Origin of the sequence: Collinsella aerofaciens (genome assembly GCF_015555045.1) — a bacterium.
GTDB classification, from domain to species: Bacteria; Actinomycetota; Coriobacteriia; order Coriobacteriales; family Coriobacteriaceae; genus Collinsella; species Collinsella aerofaciens_W.
The window spans coordinates 1-18596 of the sequence record NZ_JADNJQ010000009.1; the positions used below are offsets into that span (position 1 = coordinate 1).

Consider the following 18596-nt stretch of genomic DNA (forward strand, 5'->3'; position numbering starts at 1 on the left):
AGCGGGTAGTAGATCATGGGCTTGTCGTAGACCGGCAGCAGCTGCTTGGAGGTAACGAGCGTGAGCGGGTACAGGCGGGTGCCGGACCCGCCGGCGAGGATGATGCCTTTCATTAATTACACCTTTCAGTCGTCTTTGTTCGAGATAAGAAAACAAGTTGTTCGGTATCTAAGGCAAAGCTTGGCTTTCCTTACGGCGAGCATCCCAATGCAATAAAGGCGACTGAGGGTAGAACTGTCATAGAAATGCCGTGCATCGCGTTCAAAAATCGCTAAGCGTTTTAATGCTTTATCAACGTTATCTGACGCAAGGGAATAGCTCTGCTTCAGAAGGGGACCGCGTAAGTAAACGACCTTCATGCCAGCCTTTTTCACATCATCAATAAACTTGTGATCAACCAAATCCAAGAAGAGATCAAGGTCGTATGAAACAGCTTCGAATACGGAGCGCTTTACAATCATTCCACTGTTGATGCCACTCAGCTCAGAACAATCCGAAACAGAGTTAATGTCTGGAAAAGAATGGGCCCTAAAACCGTCAAAGGTACAAGGTGAAAGAACAGAATCGCCGCTCATAACAAGCGGAAGATCAACATCCCAGTCAGGTGAAGAAACGTCAAGGCCATCCAAAGCAGTGAAATAATCTTGATCAACCTCGGTGTCGTCATCGAACAGACAAACCAGATCACCATGGCATCTCTCGATGCCAGCTCGATATGCCGCAGGAAGACCCTTATTCCCAGCCATATCGACATAGCAAACACCAAGGGTCTCGCAGATTGCTCGGTTGCCATACTCATGAGTGCTATTATCACAGACGATGATTTCAGGTCTTACGAACGCATTTAGGGCTGCTTTAATAACAGGCACATCATCCACAGTCTGGTTGTAGACAACAACAATAAGGGAAGCAACACTCATTTAAGAGTCCTCCCCTTCTTGAAAAGCTCACAAAGGAGATTAGCTCGCTGAGCAGCAACAATCTTGAGCTTCCTTCGCGATGTCGTTACATTACCGCCGTGCAGTCTATGCTCCAAAAAGACACGATTGTCGAAGACAACCGTTCCGAATATTTCGCAGACCATACCGATCCAATGATCGTAATTGACGACACTAGAGGGCATAGGCATGATGAGTCGTTTTGAGCTTGCAGGAAAAGCCATACAGCATCCGCTGTATCGTGGTTTAGCAAAATTTCGCAATAAACCTCCCCTGATACCGTATTCCTCAAAGAGCGGCTTGGAGATAACGATACCCTCCCCATTAATATGAACCACATTGTGTATTGCTAAGTCAGCACCAGTTTCGTTCAAGAGTCGAAGCATGGCATCCTTTTTGCCGGATTTCCAAATATCATCCTGGTCGCTAATAAAAATGATGTCCTTGCAGCAGTTCTGAATTGCGTTGTTGAAGTTGCCGACCACGCCAGGCTCCGCATTACGAACAATCTTGACTCGTCCGTCAGTCTCTGCATATCTGGAAATGAGTGACAAAGTGCCATCTTGTGATTCGTCATAGGAAATAACAAGCTCATCATCCGAAGAGAGCTGCTCCAAGATAGAGTCAATCTGCTGTTCAAGGAATCGCTCCCCGTTATATACAGCCATTGCAACCGATGCAGTTTCAAGCATAGCTACACCCTCTCCCAACTTTGAGAGACATCATTCCATTTCCTGATAGCGCGTGCGGGAGACCCAGCGAGTACGGTATTGCTGGGAAACGATTTAGTTACGACGGTATTAGCGCCAACCGTACACCCATCGCCAATCGTAACGCCCGGCATAACGCATACGCCCTCGCCAATCCAGACATTGTCACCAATGACGGTAGGCTTAGTAGCAAGCTCCCTGTCGTCCGGCGCAACGTCAGGACACGCTGATGTACTGGTGAATTCACCGTGACTAGTATCAGAGATAAATATATTCGAAGCCATCAGTACGTTGTCGCCGATCGAAACGGAATCGTGCGCGACTATATGCACTCTGTCATTGAACTTGCAGTTGCTGCCGATTTTTAGGACGATACCCTCTCCACCAAGGTCAAAGCGACAGCCATAACCGAGCGTCAGGTCATGCCCATAAGAGAAGCGTTTCTTTCCACCTCGTAAGTAAAATGGCAACCTAATAAGCCTCGCCCCAGGAAAGCGAAGTTTAGTATAGGCGACGTAAATGCAGTTACCGACAAACTCCCCAAGGGAGTATTGGTTAATCAAGGCTACTCCTCGCCGCAAGAATCTTGCGAATCTTTGATGCATCGCCCCAGATAGCGGGCGAATCATACGGGCGATCGGGGTACTTGCCGTAACCGAGCTTGATCGAGAAGCCGTTATCATTAATAAAGTGCTCGATGTAATCACCAAGGCTGATTGGCTCACCGGAGCAGATGTTGATGATGCCGTTCACCTCATCCTGCTCGACGACGGCGACAACCTGTCGGCAGAACTCTTCATAAGGAAGGAAATCGTATTTGCATCGCCCACTCGTGAACGGGAACTCGTCCTTACCCTCGCGCTCAGCCGCGACAATCTTCGAGAAGATGGAGCATCCGCGTCCGTCGTTCGAAACGAGATAAAACCCGCGGAGCCACTGCATCTGGGCACCATGTTGGCGACAGAGCTCTCCAGTGAGTTGCCGGAGGGCGTTCTTCGCAACGCCGTAGGGCGTAGTGGGATTGCAGGGGGTGTTCTCGTCAACGGCACCCTCGTGGTAACCGACCTCGTGCATAGAACCCATAACGGCAATTCGCTTGACGCCCGCCTCGAGCGCCGCCTTGATAATCAGGTAGTGCTTAGAGAGGTCATCCAGGTGCGAAATATCATTATGTGAGAAGCCGTTTCGCCAGGCAAGGTGCAACAGGACATCCGGGTTCTCGTTGGACTGGAAATCGTAGGAGAACACATCGCCGACGTGCTCCTCAAGATTATCGTGGCTCAGCCCGCACGAGCAGAGCCCCATGGCCATGACCTTGTGCCCTGCATCCAGGAGTTGAGAGACGACTCCCCTTCCGATATAACCGTCGGCGCCGGTGACCATAATCCTCATAAGTTGCCTTTCTCGTAGCCTTTGTAGGCTGGCTCATTGCCCAACAGGGCATTCACAAAGGTTTCAATTGAATAACTGCGATACACTTCATCAGGAAGCTCCCGATAAGGCGTCGTAAAGAATTGAGGGGAGACGCTACCCTTCCCACGCCACACGGCGACATCACCTTTACTCGCGAAATCGTAGAAAGCCGCATCAGGATTAGCAGTGATCAGCTTTCTATGCGCTCCGATGGTCTCGAGAGTGCGCATGGTAAGGCCACGCTGTCCAGCCTGGGGAGAATCGACTATTGCTTTGGATCTCGCATAGATCTCGACTATCTTTTCGGCCGGAAGCGAGTCAAAGCTGAACTCCACGCCCCGATAGGCGGAGTTCGTAAGGCGGCGCAACAAAGCCGCCGACTTCGACGGCATAAAAAAATAACGAAACACCCGCAGGCCCTGCGATTCGAGGTTGTCGCAGATAGAGCTAACCGCCTCAAATTTGCTCGGCTGGTGCACACTCCCTATGAAGCACGCGTCATAGGTGAATCCACCGTCCGGGACAAGAGGCAGGCCATCGTATGCCCCCGAGAAAAAAAGAGGGCGAAACTTCAGACCATAACGCTCACAATCGGACGGCTCAAAAGAATAAACATCGTCAAATAGATCCCGGCAGGCACCGAAACGCTCGCAATTGTTGAAAGCATCCCAAAGGTACGAGACAAAACGAGCGTTGCTTGTAGACCTGATGGATGAAAACTGATCGCGGGTGAAACAAAAAGACATGCCACCCATGAAGATCAGCAAATCATAATCACCTGTCGCGACATTCTCCTTAAGAGATTCAGCGTACTTAGCAATCTGCCCATCGATGAGTCTATAGCTGATCTTCGCAAGGGACCTGAAGGAGACAGACTCGCTTGGACGGTCATCAACACATACAACGCTATGACCTTGGCGGGAAAGCTCGTCACGCACCTGATCACGATACCCGAAGAAAGTTGGAGCTATAAGCAAAATACGATAACCCATCTATCGCCCCGTCCTCTTCTTGCCAAACATGGCACCAAAAGTGCCAGCAAAGCATTTCCAATCCATGCGAAAGCAGCGGTTCTGAACGTAACGAAGCTCTATCTTTTGACGCAGGCCACTTTCGAAAGTCGCCTCATTACGATCAGTCGCCTGCCAAAGTCCAGTAATTCCAGGCTGGACAGAGAGCAACTCAGCCTTTTCCTCATCCGAAAAATGCTGCTCAAGCTCATCCCTTGTAATGGGGCGGGGACCAATTACGGACAGATCACCATTCAGCACATTAAGAAACTGAGGCATCTCATCGATGGAGCACTTGCGAATAAACTGACCGATCTTAGTAATGCGGGGATCGTCATCGATCTTGCGCTCGACTTCCCACTGATGCAGTTGCTCAGGACTCAAATACTTCTGCACGTCACCCGCATCGGCGACCATGCTACGAAGCTTAAAAATCTTGATTGTCTTTCCACCCTTGCCAACGCGCTCTTGCGTATACATAGGGCTGCCGGGCGATTCAAGGCTAATGAGTGCACACACAATGGCGATAGGAATGAACAGCAGCACACTCATCAAAAGACTGAACACCAGATCAAACAGCCTTTTAATAAAGCGATAACCAACCGTGCCGCTCGGTTTAATCTCTTTAATGGCCAGTGCGTCCCCCACAGATACACAGCTCTCTGTTACTTCTTTAGCAGCCAAAGTCCAACGTACGGCCCTGTCCTCCAGGACCCCCCCCCAATCGGTTAATTCAAAAATGCGAACGAACAGCTAGTGCAACGTCTCCCTTACGTTTTGATGGGAACGTCGAGCGGAAGCACTTCCCTAAAACTGGAATCGCCTTCGCCTACGTCCACCAGGCACCAGCGCTTGCGACGGTCGATCTTATGCACGCGGGCCTCTTGCCCCACCAAGGGCCCCTGCTCTATGTGCAACACGCCGTCTTCTATGCGGGCGACGCTGTTGCGCACCACGCCGTCGTCGTCCAGCACGCTGCGGTACCAATCCTGCGCATCGTCCGGCATGGGCATGTACGCCCGCTCCCTACTACCGGCGATGCGACAGCCAAAGCTCAACTGGGCCAAAGCCCTATCGAGCGCAGCGGCATCGTGCGTGGCGACGAAGAAATATTCCTTGTACATAGGTTTGGTTTGGAGCGACCATGCGCCGTCCCGCTTAGACCAGAACTCCTTTTGCATCACAAAAGCGTCCTGCATAAGGTCGTGCGGGATAATGCGGCGAACCTTTTCGCAGGTCTCGCGCTCTTTTCCAATGGGGGTGTGGACCAGATACCAGCGGACGCGGCCGTGCTGGCTGTTGGTGGTGGCGCCGTTAAAAGCGCCCGGCAGCTGCTCTTGGCGCCGTGCCGTCTGTTCCATGTTCTCGCCCCCTCTTTTTGGCTTTGCGATGCACGCAAATGCAGGGGCGTTTAGAACAGGCTTCTCGCTCGCAGCTAGGCGCAGTCGCAAAAGTACAGGTTTTTGTATCTTTCGACGATGCTCATTATACGAGTAATTTCAAGCCGTTTTCCCTGATTGCACAAATTGCGGCGCGAGCGGATATATCTCCATACCCCTCTACAAAAACCTGTACATTTTTGCACAACAAAAAAAGCCGCTCAACCAGCGGCTTTTCTTATTTTGGTAAGAAAAAAGGCGACCGCCCTTTGTGGACGGTCGCCTTTGTAAATTGTTGAGCAGCTTGCCTTAGGCGCGGGTCTTGATCTCCTCGAGCACCTTGGCAACAAACTCGTCAACGCTCATCTGAACGGTCTCGTTGGAGCGATCGCGGACGGAGATGTTGCCGGCCTCGACCTCCTTCTCGCCCAGGATGAGCATGTAGGGCACGCGGTCGATGCTGCGGGCCTCGCGGATCTTATAGCCGATCTTCTCGTCGCGGTCGTCGCAGACCACGCGAATGCCGGCCTCCTCCAGCTTGGCGCACACCTCGTGGGCGTAGTCGCGGCTCTTCTCAGAGACGGGAAGCGCCTTGACCTGCACGGGAGCCAGCCAGGTGGGGAACTTGCCCGCAAAGTGCTCAATCAGAATACCGATGAAGCGCTCGATGGAGCCAAAGCACACGCGATGCAGCATGATGGGACGCTTCTTGGTGCCGTCGGCGTCCACGTACTCCAGATCAAAGTTGAGCGGCATCTGGAAGTCGAGCTGGACGGTACCGCACTGCCAGGTACGGCCGAGCGAGTCCTCCAGGTGGAAGTCGATCTTGGGGCCGTAGAAGGCGCCGTCGCCCTCGTTGACCTCGTAGTCCATGCCCAGCTTCTCCAGAGCGGTGCGCAGGCCCTCCTCGGCGCGTGCCCAGTCCTCGTCCGAACCCATGGAGTCCTCGGGGCGGGTGGAAAGCTCAACGTGGTACTTAAAGCCAAACTTTTGGTACACGGAGTCGATGAGGTTAACCACGCCCACGATCTCGTCGGTCAGCTGGTCAGGACGCACAAACAGGTGGGCGTCGTCCTGGTTAAAGCAGCGCACGCGGAACAGGCCGTGCAGGGCGCCGCGCAGCTCGTGACGGTGCACCAGGCCAATCTCGCCGGCGCGGATGGGCAGCTCGCGGTAGGAGTGCGGCTTGGAGGCGTACACCAGCACGCCGCCCGGGCAGTTCATGGGCTTAATGCAGTACTCTTCGTCGTCAATAACGGTGGAGTACATGTTGTCCTTGTAGTGGTCCCAGTGGCCCGAGGTCTTCCACAGCTGCTTGTTCATGATGAGCGGCGTGGAGATCTCCACGTAGCCGGCCTTGTGGTGGATTTCGCGCCAGTAGTCCAGCAGCGTGTTCTTAAGGATCATGCCGTTGGGCAGGAAGAACGGGAAGCCGGGGGCCTCGTCGCGCATCATAAAGAGGTCCATCTCGCGGCCGATCTTGCGGTGGTCGCGCTTCTTGGCCTCCTCCAGCATGTGCATGTGCTCGTCGAGCTCTTCCTTGGTGGCAAAGGCGACGCCGTTGATGCGGGTAAGCATCTTGTTGTCCTTGTCGCCCTTCCAGTAGGCGCCCGAGACGCCGGTGAGCTTAAAGGCCTTGAGGGCCTTGGTGTAGCAGATATGGGGGCCGACGCACATGTCGATGTAGTCGCCCTGCTGGTAGAAGGTGATGCGGGCGTCGTCGTCCAGGTCGCCGATGTGCTCGACCTTGTACTTCTCGCCGCGCTCCTCCATAAGGGCGATGGCCTCGGCGCGGGGCTTCTCAAAGACGGTGAACTTGAGGTTCTCCTTAACGATCTTCTTCATCTCGGCCTCGATCGCGGGGAAATCGTCCTCGCTGATCTTGACGCCCTCGGGCAGGTCGACGTCGTAATAGAAGCCGTTGTCGGTCGCGGGGCCGTAGGCAAAGTCGGCCTCGGGATAGAGACGCTTGATGGCCTGCGCCATGATGTGCGCGGCGGAGTGACGGATGACGTGCGTGACCTCGTCCTGCGGGAGTTCGGCCACCGAACCGTCATTGTAGAGTGCCTTCATGGGTATGTTTTCTCCTCTCGGATGCCTGATGCAAGTGCGTGCGATGCGCTCGGCGTTTTTGACTTGCATCATTATAGGCAGGTTGCCTTGGTATACAAGCGCCCGCCGCACCTTAATGGCACGGCGGGCGATTTTCTACGCATGCTTCATCGCGTGGGCGCGGGGTGTGGGGCGCACGTGGCTTGCGCGGGACGCACGGTGCCCGTGGCTTGCGGCCAGCCCGGCGATGGATGCGTTACTGGATGCGAGTTCGGCAGTAGGGGCAGACCTTCCAGTGCGCATCGAGCGGGCGATGGCAGCTGGGGCACACGTTGCGAACCTGGGTATCGCACACCGGGCAGACGACAAAGTCCTTCTCGATGGGAGCGCCGCACTGCGGGCAGGTGCCGTACTGGGCAAGCTGGCGCTCGCGCAGGGCCATGTCCAGCTCCTGCTCCTCGCGGTCGGACGCGTAGGAGTGCGGGCGCAGGACCAGGTAGGCAATGAGGCCTACAAACGGGATGAGGGCGATGATGCCCCATGCCACGTAGGCGCTAGCGCCGCGACGGCGAGCGTCGATGAACACATAGACGACCGACAGCACATACAGGGCGATGATAAAGCCAACGAAGGCATAGACGACGCCCATGAGCTGCGGCGACATGAGCTCGGAGATGTACTTGGACATTACGGATACCTTTCGGAATATTAACAGTCCGGTCAAGTTTACCACGGGGTTTGTTTATATGGGACCACGGCCGGGTACGGGGCCGGCGCGGACACAAACATCTCAATCTGTAACAGGTGGAAGCGGAATCCGGGTCTAGATGTTACAGATCGAGACATAGGGGTCCCTCTCCGACTTCAATCTCGATCTGTAACATCTTGACTCCAAAATCAGCTCTTACTGTTACAGATCGAGACGAACGGACAGACCGCCCGATGATTATCTCGATCTGTAACATCTAGAACCCAAATCCACAGCTAACTGTTACAGATCGAGACAAAGACAACCGCCCAAACAGAATGTCTCAATCTGTAACAACTACTCGGCAAAAACAGTCCCAGATGTTACAGATTTAGACAAACCCTTCTCTCCCCGACTTAAATCTTGATCTGTAACATCTAGAACCCAAAAACAGTTCTTGCTGTTACAGATCGAGACATACACATAACCGGACGGGCTAACGCCTCGATCTGTAACACGTAGGACCACAATCCCCCTCCTACTGCTACAGATCAAGACGAACGTGCGTCTGTGGACTTAACGTCTCGATCTGTACCAGGTAACGGCGCAGAACGCGAGGTTGGGCGGGAAGAACTCGGGTCTAACGTGGCCGGCATCCGTGCCGGGCCGGCCCTCGCCTGCCGTTGGCGGATGCGACGGGGCTGTTCGCCGCATTGCCGCTGCGCTGGGGGTGTGCAGACCGTAGGATAGTCTTATTGACAGCCTGTCAACTTGTCTGGGAGGCACTGTGACGAAAACGTTTGATATCGCGATTGTGGGCGCGGGCATCACCGGGTGCGCCATCGCGCGACAACTCGCGCGCTATGACCTGTCTATTTGCGTGGTCGAGGCGGCCAACGACATCGCCCTGGGCGCGTCGAAGGCCAACGGCGGCCTGGTGCACGCCGGCTACGATCCGGCTCCGGGCACGGTAAAGGCGCAGGTCAACGCTCGTGGTTGCGAGCTGTATGGCACCTGGGCCCAGGAGCTGGGTTTTTTGTTTTGCCGAACCGGCTCGATGGTGCTGGGCTTTAGCGACGAGGACCGTGCGCACCTGGAGAAGCTACGCCAGAATGGCCTGGCCAACGGCGTGCCCGAGCTGGCGATCATTGGCCCCGACCGTATCCACGAGCTGGAACCGCGTGCCAGCGCCGACGCAACATGCGCGCTGTGGTGCCCTTCGACCGGTTACGTCGACCCGTTTGAAGTGGCCATCGCGGCGCTGGAGAACGCCGTGGCCAACGGCGTGACGTTTATGCGCTCCGCGCCGGTGGAAGCCATTGAAGTTGCTGGCGGCGAGGCTACCGACGGTGCTGCGCGCTTTACGCTGGTGACGCCCGCCGGCGATGTGCGCTGCCGCTATCTGATCAACGCCGCGGGCAACGGTGCCGCGGACATCTCGCATATGGCCGGCGCCGAAGAGTTTCAGATGGTCTGGCGCCAGGGAAACATCGTGGTGCTGGACAAGGAGCCGCGCGCGCTCATGCCGCTCTACCCAGTGCCCACGCCGGTGTCCAAGGGCGTTATCGTCACGGGCACCGTGCACGGCAACACCGTGATCACCGCAGCCGCTGCCGTGCGCGAGCCGGGCGACACACAGACTTATGTGAGCGATGTGAACGCGCTGCTGACGGGAGCGCGCAAGCTGGTTCCCGATCTGGACACGCGTCGCGTGGTGCGCGCGTTTGCCGGCGGGCGTCCGGTCATTAAGGGGACGAACGACTTCTTTATTGGGCAGTCGGCCGTGGTGCCAGGCCTGTTCCAGGCGGCGGGCATTCAATCGCCAGGCGTAGCAAGCGCGCCGGCCATTGCCGAGCGCATGGAGCACGTGATGCGCGAGGCGGGCGTTGCTTTGCGCGAGCGGGCCGATTGGGATCCGATTCGCCGCGCGCCGGACGACTTCGACCGTGCGCCGCTTGCACGCAAGGAAGAGCTCATTGAGTCCGACCCTGCATGGGGGCAGATCGTCTGCCGCTGCGAGACAGTACCCGAGGCCGAGATTGTTGCCGCGATTCGACGCCGTCCGGGTGCGGTTTCGGTCGAGGGCGTCAAACGCCGCTGCCGCGCGGGCATGGGCCGCTGCCAGAGCGGCTTTTGCCAGAGCCGCGTGGTGGCGATTCTGGCGCGCGAGCTGGGGTGTGACCCCAGCGAGGTGCTGCTGGAGGACACTGGCTCGTGGCTCGTTGAGGGACCTTTGAAGGGGGTGCGCTAGGATGGCGACGTTTGATATGCGCAACGAACGCGCGGAGGCAGGAGCTACGGAAGCGGTGCAGACGCAGGCGTTCGACGTCGTCGTTATCGGCGGCGGACCTGCCGGCATGGCGGCCGCACTTGCCGCGCACAAGGCCGGCGCGCGCGTGGCCATCGTGGAGCGCGAGCAACACTTGGGCGGCATCCTGCGCCAGTGCATTCACCCCGGCTTTGGCCTTTCGCACTTTAAGCAGGAGCTCACCGGCCCCGAGTATGCGCAGCGCTTTATCGACCAGGTGCGCGCGACCGACATTGCGCTGTTCTTGGACAGCATGGTGCTTGGGATTGATTCGGGCGAGTCCACGGAAGACGCCATACTCCGCACCGTCACGCTCATGAATCCCTCCGGTATGCTGCAGCTCACCGGGCGTGCGGTCGTCCTTGCCATGGGTTGCCGCGAGCGCACCCGCAGCGAGATCAAGATTCCCGGCAACCGACCCGCCGGCGTGTTTACGGCCGGCCTGGCGCAGCGATACATCAACATCGAGAACCTCAAACCCGGCTCGCGCGCCGTCATTTTGGGCTCGGGTGACATCGGACTGATCATGGCGCGCCGCTGCACGCTCGAGGGGATTTCGGTCGAGGGCGTGTACGAGCTCATGCCGTACGCCAACGGCCTGCGTCGCAATGTGAAGAACTGCCTGGACGACTTTGGCATTCCGCTGCACCTGTCCACCACCGTCACGCGCGTAATCGGTCACGATCGCGTGGAAGCCGTCGAGGTGAGTCAAGTCGACGAGCACCTGGCACCCATTCCGGGGACCGAGCGCGTTGTTCCGTGCGACACGCTACTGCTTTCAGTGGGCCTGATTCCCGAGAACGAGCTTTCGGTTGCCGCGGGCGTGGAGCTGGACCCACGCACGCGCGGCGCCGTGGTGGACCAGAGTCTGCAGACGGGCGTGCCGGGCATATTTGCTTGCGGCAACGTGCTGCACGTACACGATCTGGCCGACAATGTGACAACCGAGTCCGAGCGTGCCGGTGCGGCTGCGGCGGCGTGGGCGTTGGGCTGTGGTGCTGGGGCCGATGCGAGCGCTGCGGGCACGGGTTGCCAACTTACGGTCTCCCCCGCCGGCATCGCAGGCTACGCACTGCCGGGACGTATTACGGCTGTCGGGCTCACTAAGCTCAACTTCCGTGTACGCCGCCCGGTCGATGCTGCACGCGTGCGCATTCTCGCAAACGGCGAGGAACTGCTTGCAGGCAAGGTCCGCCCGTTTAAACTGAGCGTCATGGAAAGCTTCCCGCTGCCGGCAAAGGTGATTCAGCGCGCACTCGACCTGGGTGTTAGCGAGATTGTCCTGTCCGTTGACCCTATTGAGGAGGCGTAGAGTCATGAGCACAAACGCGATTGAAATGCTGCAGTTCAACTGCACCACCTGCCCATCCGAGTGCCTCCTGACCGTGGAGGTCGAGCGCAGCCCAGACGGCGCCGTGGTAGAGGTGCGCTCCGTAACCGGCAACAGCTGCCCGCGCGGTAATAAGTTCGCACATCAGGAGCTCACCTGCCCCATGCGCGTGCTCACCACCACGGTGGTCGTATCCGGTGGCGATGAGGCGCTGCTGCCCGTGCGCACGGCCGAAGCCATCCCGCTGGCACTCCACGCCCAAGCCATGAGCCTCATCCGCGGCCTGGTCGTCGACGCCCCCATCCGCATGAGCGATGTAGTCCTCCCCAACCTCCTAGACACCGGTACCGACCTCATAGCCAGCATGGACATCGGCCCTGCGTAGGTAGCTCATTTGGGACGGGGCTCTTTTAGCTACCCCGCCATCCACCCCGCCCCTCCTCAATTGCGGTGGAATAGTCCCTGATTTCCGCCAAACCCCGGCATCCAGGAACTATTCCACCACAACTATCCTTGGAATCGGTATTTAGCCTGTGCCTACTTTAGTGCCATTTTAAAACTATGCCGGATTACGGGGCTGATTCGGAAACCCCCATCCATACCGGCGATTTTCGATTTTTGATAAGCCCTCTACCTGCGCTTTTTATTTCGCGATTTTTCCCATGGTCAAGTAATACAGGTCAAGCCCCGTAATCCGCCATACTTTTGAAACCAGCCCATTTGGGACGGGCCTCTTATGACTACTTTTGCCCGAACGTTCGCTAGGCTGGCCATGCCAAGGAGTGTCCCAAAGTGCCGGCATAAAAGGAACGTCCCTAGCTGCCGGGCATGGGATACCATGGTGGCAACCTAGCGAAAGGACGATGTATGGCACATGTCGATGACCAGCGTGTGGCGCGCGTGCTCGATGCGCTCGAGGCTCAGCGCCCCGGCGCGCAGCTGCTTGTGAATGACCCGTGGTCGATCTACTATCTGACCGGCTTTTATGCCGATATGTTCGAGCGTTTTTGTGGCGTGCTGCTCGCGCGCGATGCCGAGCCAGTGATCTTGGTCAACGCGCTACATCAGCTGCCCGAGTATGACAATGCCCGCGTCGCGTATCACACCGATACCGACGTCGTGACCGACGACATCGCGCGCGAGGTCAATCCTGCCAAGCCCCTCGGCATCGATACCGTTATGCGCTCCGGCTTTTTGCTGCCCCTTATGGATCGTCACGCCGCAAGCGAGTTCTTCCTGGGCGACTTTGCCGTCAACGCCGCGCGCACCTACAAGGATGCCGCCGAGCAGGAGCTCATGCGCGTGTCCTCGGCCGCCAACGATGCCGTAATGGCCGACGCCATCAAGCTCGTTCACGAGGGCGTGACGGAGCGCGAAATTGCAGACCAGATGCTCGGTCTGTACCGCAATCACGGCTGCGAGGGCTTTAGCTTTCCGCCCATCGTAAGCTTTGGCGCCAACGCAGGAGACCCTCATCACGAGCCCGACGACACCGTACTCGAGTGCGGCGACGTGGTGTTGTTCGACATAGGCGGACGTCGCCGCAACTACTGCTCGGACATGACGCGCACGTTCTTTTGGGGCGAGCCGGACGAGGAGACAGCGCGCATCTACGACATCGTGCGTCGCGCCAACGAGGCCGCCGAGGCGCTCATCGCACCGGGCGTGCGCATGTGCGACCTGGACCGCGCCGCGCGCGACGTGATTGAGGACGCTGGCTATGGCAAGTACTTCACGCATCGCCTGGGCCACTCAATCGGTCTGCAGGACCACGAGCCAGGCGACGTTTCCCTTGTCAACGAGCAGGTCGTAGAGCCGGGCATGACATTCTCCATCGAGCCGGGCATCTACCTCCCCGGCCGCACCGGCGTCCGCATCGAAGACCTGGCCCTAGTCACCGAGTCCGGCGTCGAAATCCTCAACGCCTATCCCCACGATCCGGTCCGCCTAGACTAGCCCTTACCCAATAGCCCCTCAATTAGTTGCGGTGGAATAGTTCCCAGATTGGCCCACAGAGGCATAATCCAGGAACTATTTCACCGCAACTGCCATGGGGCCAAGTCGACCAATTTGAAAGTCTAGAGCTGCGCCACGAAAACGGCCTATCTACTACGTTTAACCCGCATGGGTCGACCATGCGGGTCTTTTTTGAAAATTGGCAAGCCTTCTACCTGCGGTTTTGATTTTGCATTTTTCCGCGTGGTCGAGGGTATCCGCTAAAACGTAGTAGATAGGCCCATTTCGTGGCGAGCAGCCCAAATTAGCTGCCCGGCAAATGGGGTTAGCGCAGCAAGCCTGCTACTTCGCCGGCTAGGGTGATGGTGCCTGCTGCTACGAAAGGCTCGCCCGCGGCATCGAAGGCGGCGAGGGCCTCGGACACGCTGGGGTATACGCCCACAAGCTTGTCGGCATCAACAAGGGCAGCGAGTTCCTCTGCCGGTAGGGCGCGGTCGGAATCGGTCTGCGTCACAACCACGCGCGGGAAGGCCGGGATCAGCACATCAACGATACCCGCCACGTCCTTGTCGGCCAGCGCGGCACATAGCAACGTGGGCCGATTCTCTACGCACGGGTCGATCTCGTCCAGTGCGCTCACAAAGTTCTCGCAGCTTTGGGGGTTATGGCAGGCATCGATCAGCTTGAGCGGATCGGTTCCCAGCACATCAAAGCGACCCGGCGTGGGGCAGCCCATAAGCGAAGCGTCGAGTGCATCGTGATCGAGCTCGCGACCCAAATAGCCCTCGCACAGCATAATCGCGCACGCGGCATTCTGCGGCTGATACGCCGGCTTGACCATACTCGACGTATAGATCGCGCGCGGCGTGGTGCAGCTAAACTCCACCGTATCGCCCACGTGTGCCGGGACCTTGGTTGTGGCATGGTTCACCACGAGCGGCACAACGCCACACTCGCGGCAACGGGCGTCCATCACGCGCTGAACGCTCAACTCATGCGTGCCTTCGCCCAGCACAACCAGACGTCTAGGCTTGATGACAGCAGCCTTCTCCCCCGCAATGGCCTCGAGCGTGTCGCCCAGGATGCGCGTGTGGTCGAGGCCGATGCCCGTAATGGCAACGGCGACGGGATCGGTCGCACTCGTAGCGTCCCAACGGCCGCCCATGCCGACCTCGAGCACAGCAACGTCCACTGCAGCCTCGGCAAACACCACCAGCGCGGCAGCCGTCAGCAGGTCAAACGGCGTGATGGTATAGGCGCGCTCCCCCGCCGCCACACGACGAGCATTCACGCGATGCCCCGCCTCGACGGCGGCAGAAACGCCGCGGGCAAACGACTCATCGCTCACGACGCGCCCATCAACCTCCATGCGCTCGGGATAGCGCACCAACTGCGGAGACGTATACAGTGCGGTCTTTAACCCCTCACCACGAAGGATGGCAGCCGAAAAACGCGTGGTCGAAGTCTTGCCATTGGTACCGGCGACCTGAATGCAATCGAAATACTCGTCCGGGCGTCCCAGCTCATCGAGCATATCGACAACCGTCTCGAGCAAAGGACCAGCATCCCCAGAAATCCGCCCCGTATCAGCAGCCAGCCCAACAGCCTCATCAAACGAAAGCAAATCAAACGAAAAAGGAACGACATACGACCCAGAACGCTTAGCCATAACCCAAAGTCCCCCATAACAGAAAAAGAGGCCCATCAAAAAGAATGAGCCCCTCGCGTTGACAATATCAGCCTTTATCCGCTTGCAGCGAGATCAAGGCCACAACCAAGTGGCCCTAACCTACCAGTTGCAAACAACCACGTAAACGAAGTAGGAGCGGCCCGATGCTTTGCTCGCCGCAAGTTCCGCACGCAAAGGACAGCACTTAATGTGCTGTCCGTCTTGCGCAGGACTGTCCGCAGCGGAGAGCAAAGCATCGGGACGCGCCCCCAAGTAAACCTTACGAGAAGTCAGCAACCTGAGCAGTCAGCGCCGCCAGGATCTCCTTGAGCTCAGCTGCACGGTCCCTCTTCTTCTGGACCACCGCGGGCGCGGCCTTGGCCACAAAGCCCTCGTTGGCGAGCGTCTTCTCGCAGCCGGCCAGCTCCTTCTGGGCCGCGGCAATCTCCTTCTCCAGGCGAGCCTTCTCGGCCGAAAGGTCAACCTTGCCCTCGAGCACCACAAAGACCTCGACGCCGCTGTCAACAACAGCGATGCTCGCAGCCGGCTTCTCAACGTCGGTACCCATAACCAGCGAGGCGGTATTCGCCAGCGGCTCAATCGTGGAGCGCAGGCTCTCGAGCTTCTCGATGTCCTCGGCACCGGCGCGCACGACCACGTCGAGCTCGGCCTTGGGGCTCAAGCGATAGCGCGAACGCGTGGCGCGGGCGGCGGAAACGACGGCGCGGCACAGCTCAAACGCGCGCTCGGCGGACTCGTCGACGTACTTGGCATAGTCGGCGGGCTCGGGCCACTTGGCGATCATGAGTGCCTCGGCGCGGTCCACGTTGCCCTCGGCGTCCAGATCGAGCACGCTCGCCGGCATGTTGTCCCAGATCTCCTCGGTGACAAACGGCATGAGCGGGTGCATCAGGCGAATGGAGGTATCGAGCACAAAGATCAGGTTGCGCTGCGCCTGCAGACGGCCCTCGCCCTTCAGGCGGGCCTTGGTGACCTCAACGTACCAGTCGCAAACCTCGTTCCAGAAGAACTGCTGAACGCCGCGGGCCATGTCGCCAAAGGTGTACTTCTCGATACCCTCGGTGACCATCTTGACGGCCTTGGCCAGACGGCTGAACATCCAGGCGTCGGCAGGCGTTTCCACGACGGGCTCACCGGGCGTGTAACCCTCCATGTTCATAAGCAGGAAGCGACTGGCGTTCCAAATCTTGGTCACAAACGACTTGGCCTGCTCGGTGCGCGGACTGTCGATGAGCTTCTTGGTCTTCTTGTCGATGTTCGCGTCGAACTTGACGTCCTGGTTGTTGGTGCACAGCGTCAGCAGGTTGAAGCGCATGGCGTCGGCGCCGTACATGCCAATGAGGTCCATGGGGTCAACGCCGTTGCCCTTGGACTTGGACATGCGGCTGCCGTCCTTGGCAAGAATCGTCGGGTAGATGACGACGTCCTTAAACGGCACCTCGTCCAGGAAGTACAGCGAGCTCATGACCATGCGGGCGACCCACAGCGCGATGATGTCGCGCGCGGTGACGAGCGCCGTCGTGGGGTGATGGCCCTCGAGCAGCTCCGGCTTTTGCGGCCAGCCCTGCGTGGCGAAGGTCCAAAGCTGCGAGCTGAACCAGGTGTCCAGCACGTTCTCGTCCTGGTGTACGTGATGGCCGCCGCACTTGGGGCACACATCGGTGTCCTCGGTAAGGGCGTCCTCCCAGCCGCAGTCCTCGCAGTAGAACACGGGGATGCGATGGCCCCACCACAGCTGACGGCTGATGCACCAGTCCTTGAGGTTTTCCATCCAGGTAGTGTAGGTCTGCGTCCAGCGCGCGGGATGGAAGGTGACCTTACCGGAGTTGACGGCGTCGAGCGCCGGCCCCTTGAGCTTGTCGACGGCCACAAACCACTGCTCGGAAAGCCACGGCTCAAGCGCGGCGTCGCAACGGTAGCAGTGCATGACGGAGTGATCGAGGCCCTCGACGTGATCGAGTAGGTCGTGCTCCTCGAACCACTTGATGACGGCCTCGCGGCACTCGTCGCGGTTCATGCCGGTGAACTCGCCGTAGCCTTCGACGACCACCGCGTGCTCGTCGAAGATGTTGATCTGCGGCAGGTCGTGAGCCTGACCCATGGCGTAGTCGTTGGGGTCGTGGGCAGGGGTGACCTTGACGAAGCCGGAACCGAAGTTGGCGTCGACATGCCAATCCTCAAAGATGGGGATCTCACGGTCGACGATGGGAAGCTTGACGGTCTTGCCCACGAAGGCGGCCTTCTCGGGGTCCTTCGGGGAAACGGCGACGCCCGTGTCGCCGAGCATAGTCTCGGGGCGCGTGGTGGCGACGACGATGTAGTCCTGGCCGTTGACCGGCTCAGTCAGCGGGTAGCGCAGGTGCCACAGGTGGCCCTTCTCGTCCTTGTACTCGGCCTCGTCGTCCGAGATGGCGGTGGTGCAGTTGGGGCACCAGTTGACGATGCGCTTGCCGCGATAGATCAGGCCGTCGTGGTACCAGTCGCAGAAGACCTTGCGCACGGCCTGGGCATAGTCCTCGTCCATGGTGAAGCGCTCGTTGTCGAAGTCGACGGAGCAGCCCATACGCTTGATCTGCTCGACGATGATGCCGCCGTACTCGTGGGTCCAATCCCAGCAGGCGTCGACAAACTTATCGCGGCCGATCTCCAGGCGACTGATGCCCTCGCTCTTGAGCTTCTTGTCGACCTTGGTCTGCGTGGCGATACCAGCGTGGTCGGTGCCGAGCACCCAGCGCGTGGACTTGCCGCGCATGCGGGCCATGCGGATGATAGCGTCCTGGATGGAGTCGTCGGTGGCGTGACCCATGTGGAGCTTGCCGGTTACATTGGGAGGCGGAATGGTGACGGTGCAGTCGCCCACGCCCTCACGGCGCTTGTAGTAGCCGCCGTCGAGCCACTTCTGCAGGATCGCCGGCTCGTTGGTCGACGGATCGTAGTTCTTGGGCATCTCTTCCATATATCTCTCCCTGTCCCGCCGGGGAGGAATGTAGGCCCGATTTTCGCTCGGTCAAGTCCTGACTCGCTCGAAGACCACATTAAGTGGTCTTCGGCTCGTGCGGAATCTACGAAAATCGGGCCTACATTCCTCCCCTTAGGTATCGATTACTTCAGTCTGATATGAC

The 18596-nt window shown here is 58.4% G+C and carries 17 protein-coding genes; 5 read left to right on the forward strand and 12 right to left on the reverse strand.

Features of this window, described 5'->3' with window-relative positions; translation table 11 throughout:
* The 8 genes from I2E45_RS04530 to I2E45_RS04565 form a co-directional block, all read right to left on the reverse strand.
* A partial coding sequence (locus tag I2E45_RS04530; protein ID WP_267472630.1) for a sugar phosphate nucleotidyltransferase occupies positions 1-113 on the reverse strand: 113 nt, incomplete at its 3' end.
* A 12-nt stretch (positions 114-125) separates the two neighbouring features.
* Entirely contained in the window at positions 126-920 is a 795-nt protein-coding gene (locus I2E45_RS04535; RefSeq protein ID WP_195444524.1) for a glycosyltransferase, read from the reverse strand.
* Positions 917-1630 (reverse strand): glycosyltransferase, encoded by a 714-nt coding sequence (locus I2E45_RS04540; protein WP_195444525.1) that lies wholly within the window; start codon positions 1628-1630, stop codon positions 917-919. The genes I2E45_RS04535 and I2E45_RS04540 overlap by 4 nt, the downstream gene beginning before the upstream one ends.
* Before the next feature lie 2 nt (positions 1631-1632).
* The gene (locus tag I2E45_RS10540) at positions 1633-2211 is read right to left on the reverse strand and encodes a DapH/DapD/GlmU-related protein (RefSeq protein WP_271742157.1); all 579 of its coding nucleotides are present in this window, start codon (positions 2209-2211) and stop codon (positions 1633-1635) included.
* Positions 2204-3040, reverse strand: a complete 837-nt coding sequence (locus I2E45_RS04550) for an NAD-dependent epimerase/dehydratase family protein (RefSeq protein ID WP_195444529.1) — start codon at positions 3038-3040, stop codon at positions 2204-2206. The genes I2E45_RS10540 and I2E45_RS04550 overlap by 8 nt, the downstream gene beginning before the upstream one ends.
* Positions 3037-4053, reverse strand: coding sequence for a hypothetical protein (locus I2E45_RS04555; RefSeq protein ID WP_195444531.1), 1017 nt, complete (start codon positions 4051-4053; stop codon positions 3037-3039). Before I2E45_RS04555 ends, I2E45_RS04550 begins: the two co-directional genes overlap by 4 nt.
* Positions 4054-4719, reverse strand: coding sequence for a sugar transferase (locus I2E45_RS04560; protein WP_271742160.1), 666 nt, complete (start codon positions 4717-4719; stop codon positions 4054-4056).
* 122 nt (positions 4720-4841) lie between these two features.
* Positions 4842-5432, reverse strand: coding sequence for a hypothetical protein (locus tag I2E45_RS04565; protein WP_195444533.1), 591 nt, complete (start codon positions 5430-5432; stop codon positions 4842-4844).
* Positions 5433-5470: 38 nt separating this feature from the next.
* Here I2E45_RS04565 and I2E45_RS10380 point away from each other — a divergent pair, with 38 nt between their 5' ends.
* Positions 5471-5749 carry a hypothetical protein gene (locus tag I2E45_RS10380; protein WP_229058828.1) on the forward strand — a complete coding sequence of 93 codons (279 nt, stop codon included), beginning with the start codon at positions 5471-5473 and terminating at the stop codon, positions 5747-5749.
* A gap of 10 nt (positions 5750-5759) precedes the next feature.
* Here the strand turns inward: I2E45_RS10380 and thrS are convergent, their stop codons facing one another.
* The gene (thrS, locus tag I2E45_RS04570) at positions 5760-7523 is read right to left on the reverse strand and encodes a threonine--tRNA ligase (RefSeq protein ID WP_195444535.1); all 1764 of its coding nucleotides are present in this window, start codon (positions 7521-7523) and stop codon (positions 5760-5762) included.
* 235 nt (positions 7524-7758) lie between these two features.
* A complete protein-coding gene (locus I2E45_RS04575; RefSeq protein ID WP_055251579.1) occupies positions 7759-8190 on the reverse strand; it encodes a double zinc ribbon domain-containing protein in 432 nt (143 codons plus the stop codon).
* A 787-nt stretch (positions 8191-8977) separates the two neighbouring features.
* On the opposite strand from I2E45_RS04575, the gene I2E45_RS04580 reads away from it, so the two are divergent.
* From I2E45_RS04580 to I2E45_RS04595, 4 genes are all read left to right on the forward strand, one after another.
* Positions 8978-10441: an NAD(P)/FAD-dependent oxidoreductase gene (locus I2E45_RS04580; RefSeq protein ID WP_195444537.1), complete on the forward strand. Its 1464-nt coding sequence runs from the start codon at positions 8978-8980 to the stop codon at positions 10439-10441.
* A gap of 1 nt (position 10442) precedes the next feature.
* Positions 10443-11810 carry an NAD(P)/FAD-dependent oxidoreductase gene (locus tag I2E45_RS04585; protein WP_195444539.1) on the forward strand — a complete coding sequence of 456 codons (1368 nt, stop codon included), beginning with the start codon at positions 10443-10445 and terminating at the stop codon, positions 11808-11810.
* Positions 11811-11814: 4 nt separating this feature from the next.
* Positions 11815-12213, forward strand: coding sequence for a DUF1667 domain-containing protein (locus I2E45_RS04590; RefSeq protein ID WP_195444541.1), 399 nt, complete (start codon positions 11815-11817; stop codon positions 12211-12213).
* Positions 12214-12695: 482 nt separating this feature from the next.
* The gene (locus I2E45_RS04595) at positions 12696-13784 is read left to right on the forward strand and encodes a M24 family metallopeptidase (RefSeq protein WP_195444543.1); all 1089 of its coding nucleotides are present in this window, start codon (positions 12696-12698) and stop codon (positions 13782-13784) included.
* Positions 13785-14109: 325 nt separating this feature from the next.
* Here the strand turns inward: I2E45_RS04595 and I2E45_RS04600 are convergent, their stop codons facing one another.
* Together I2E45_RS04600 and I2E45_RS04605 are read right to left on the reverse strand one after the other, a co-directional pair.
* Positions 14110-15453, reverse strand: a complete 1344-nt coding sequence (locus I2E45_RS04600) for a bifunctional folylpolyglutamate synthase/dihydrofolate synthase (RefSeq protein WP_195444545.1) — start codon at positions 15451-15453, stop codon at positions 14110-14112.
* A gap of 280 nt (positions 15454-15733) precedes the next feature.
* Positions 15734-18430: a valine--tRNA ligase gene (locus I2E45_RS04605; protein WP_195444555.1), complete on the reverse strand. Its 2697-nt coding sequence runs from the start codon at positions 18428-18430 to the stop codon at positions 15734-15736.
* Between the last annotated feature and the right edge of the window lie 166 nt (positions 18431-18596).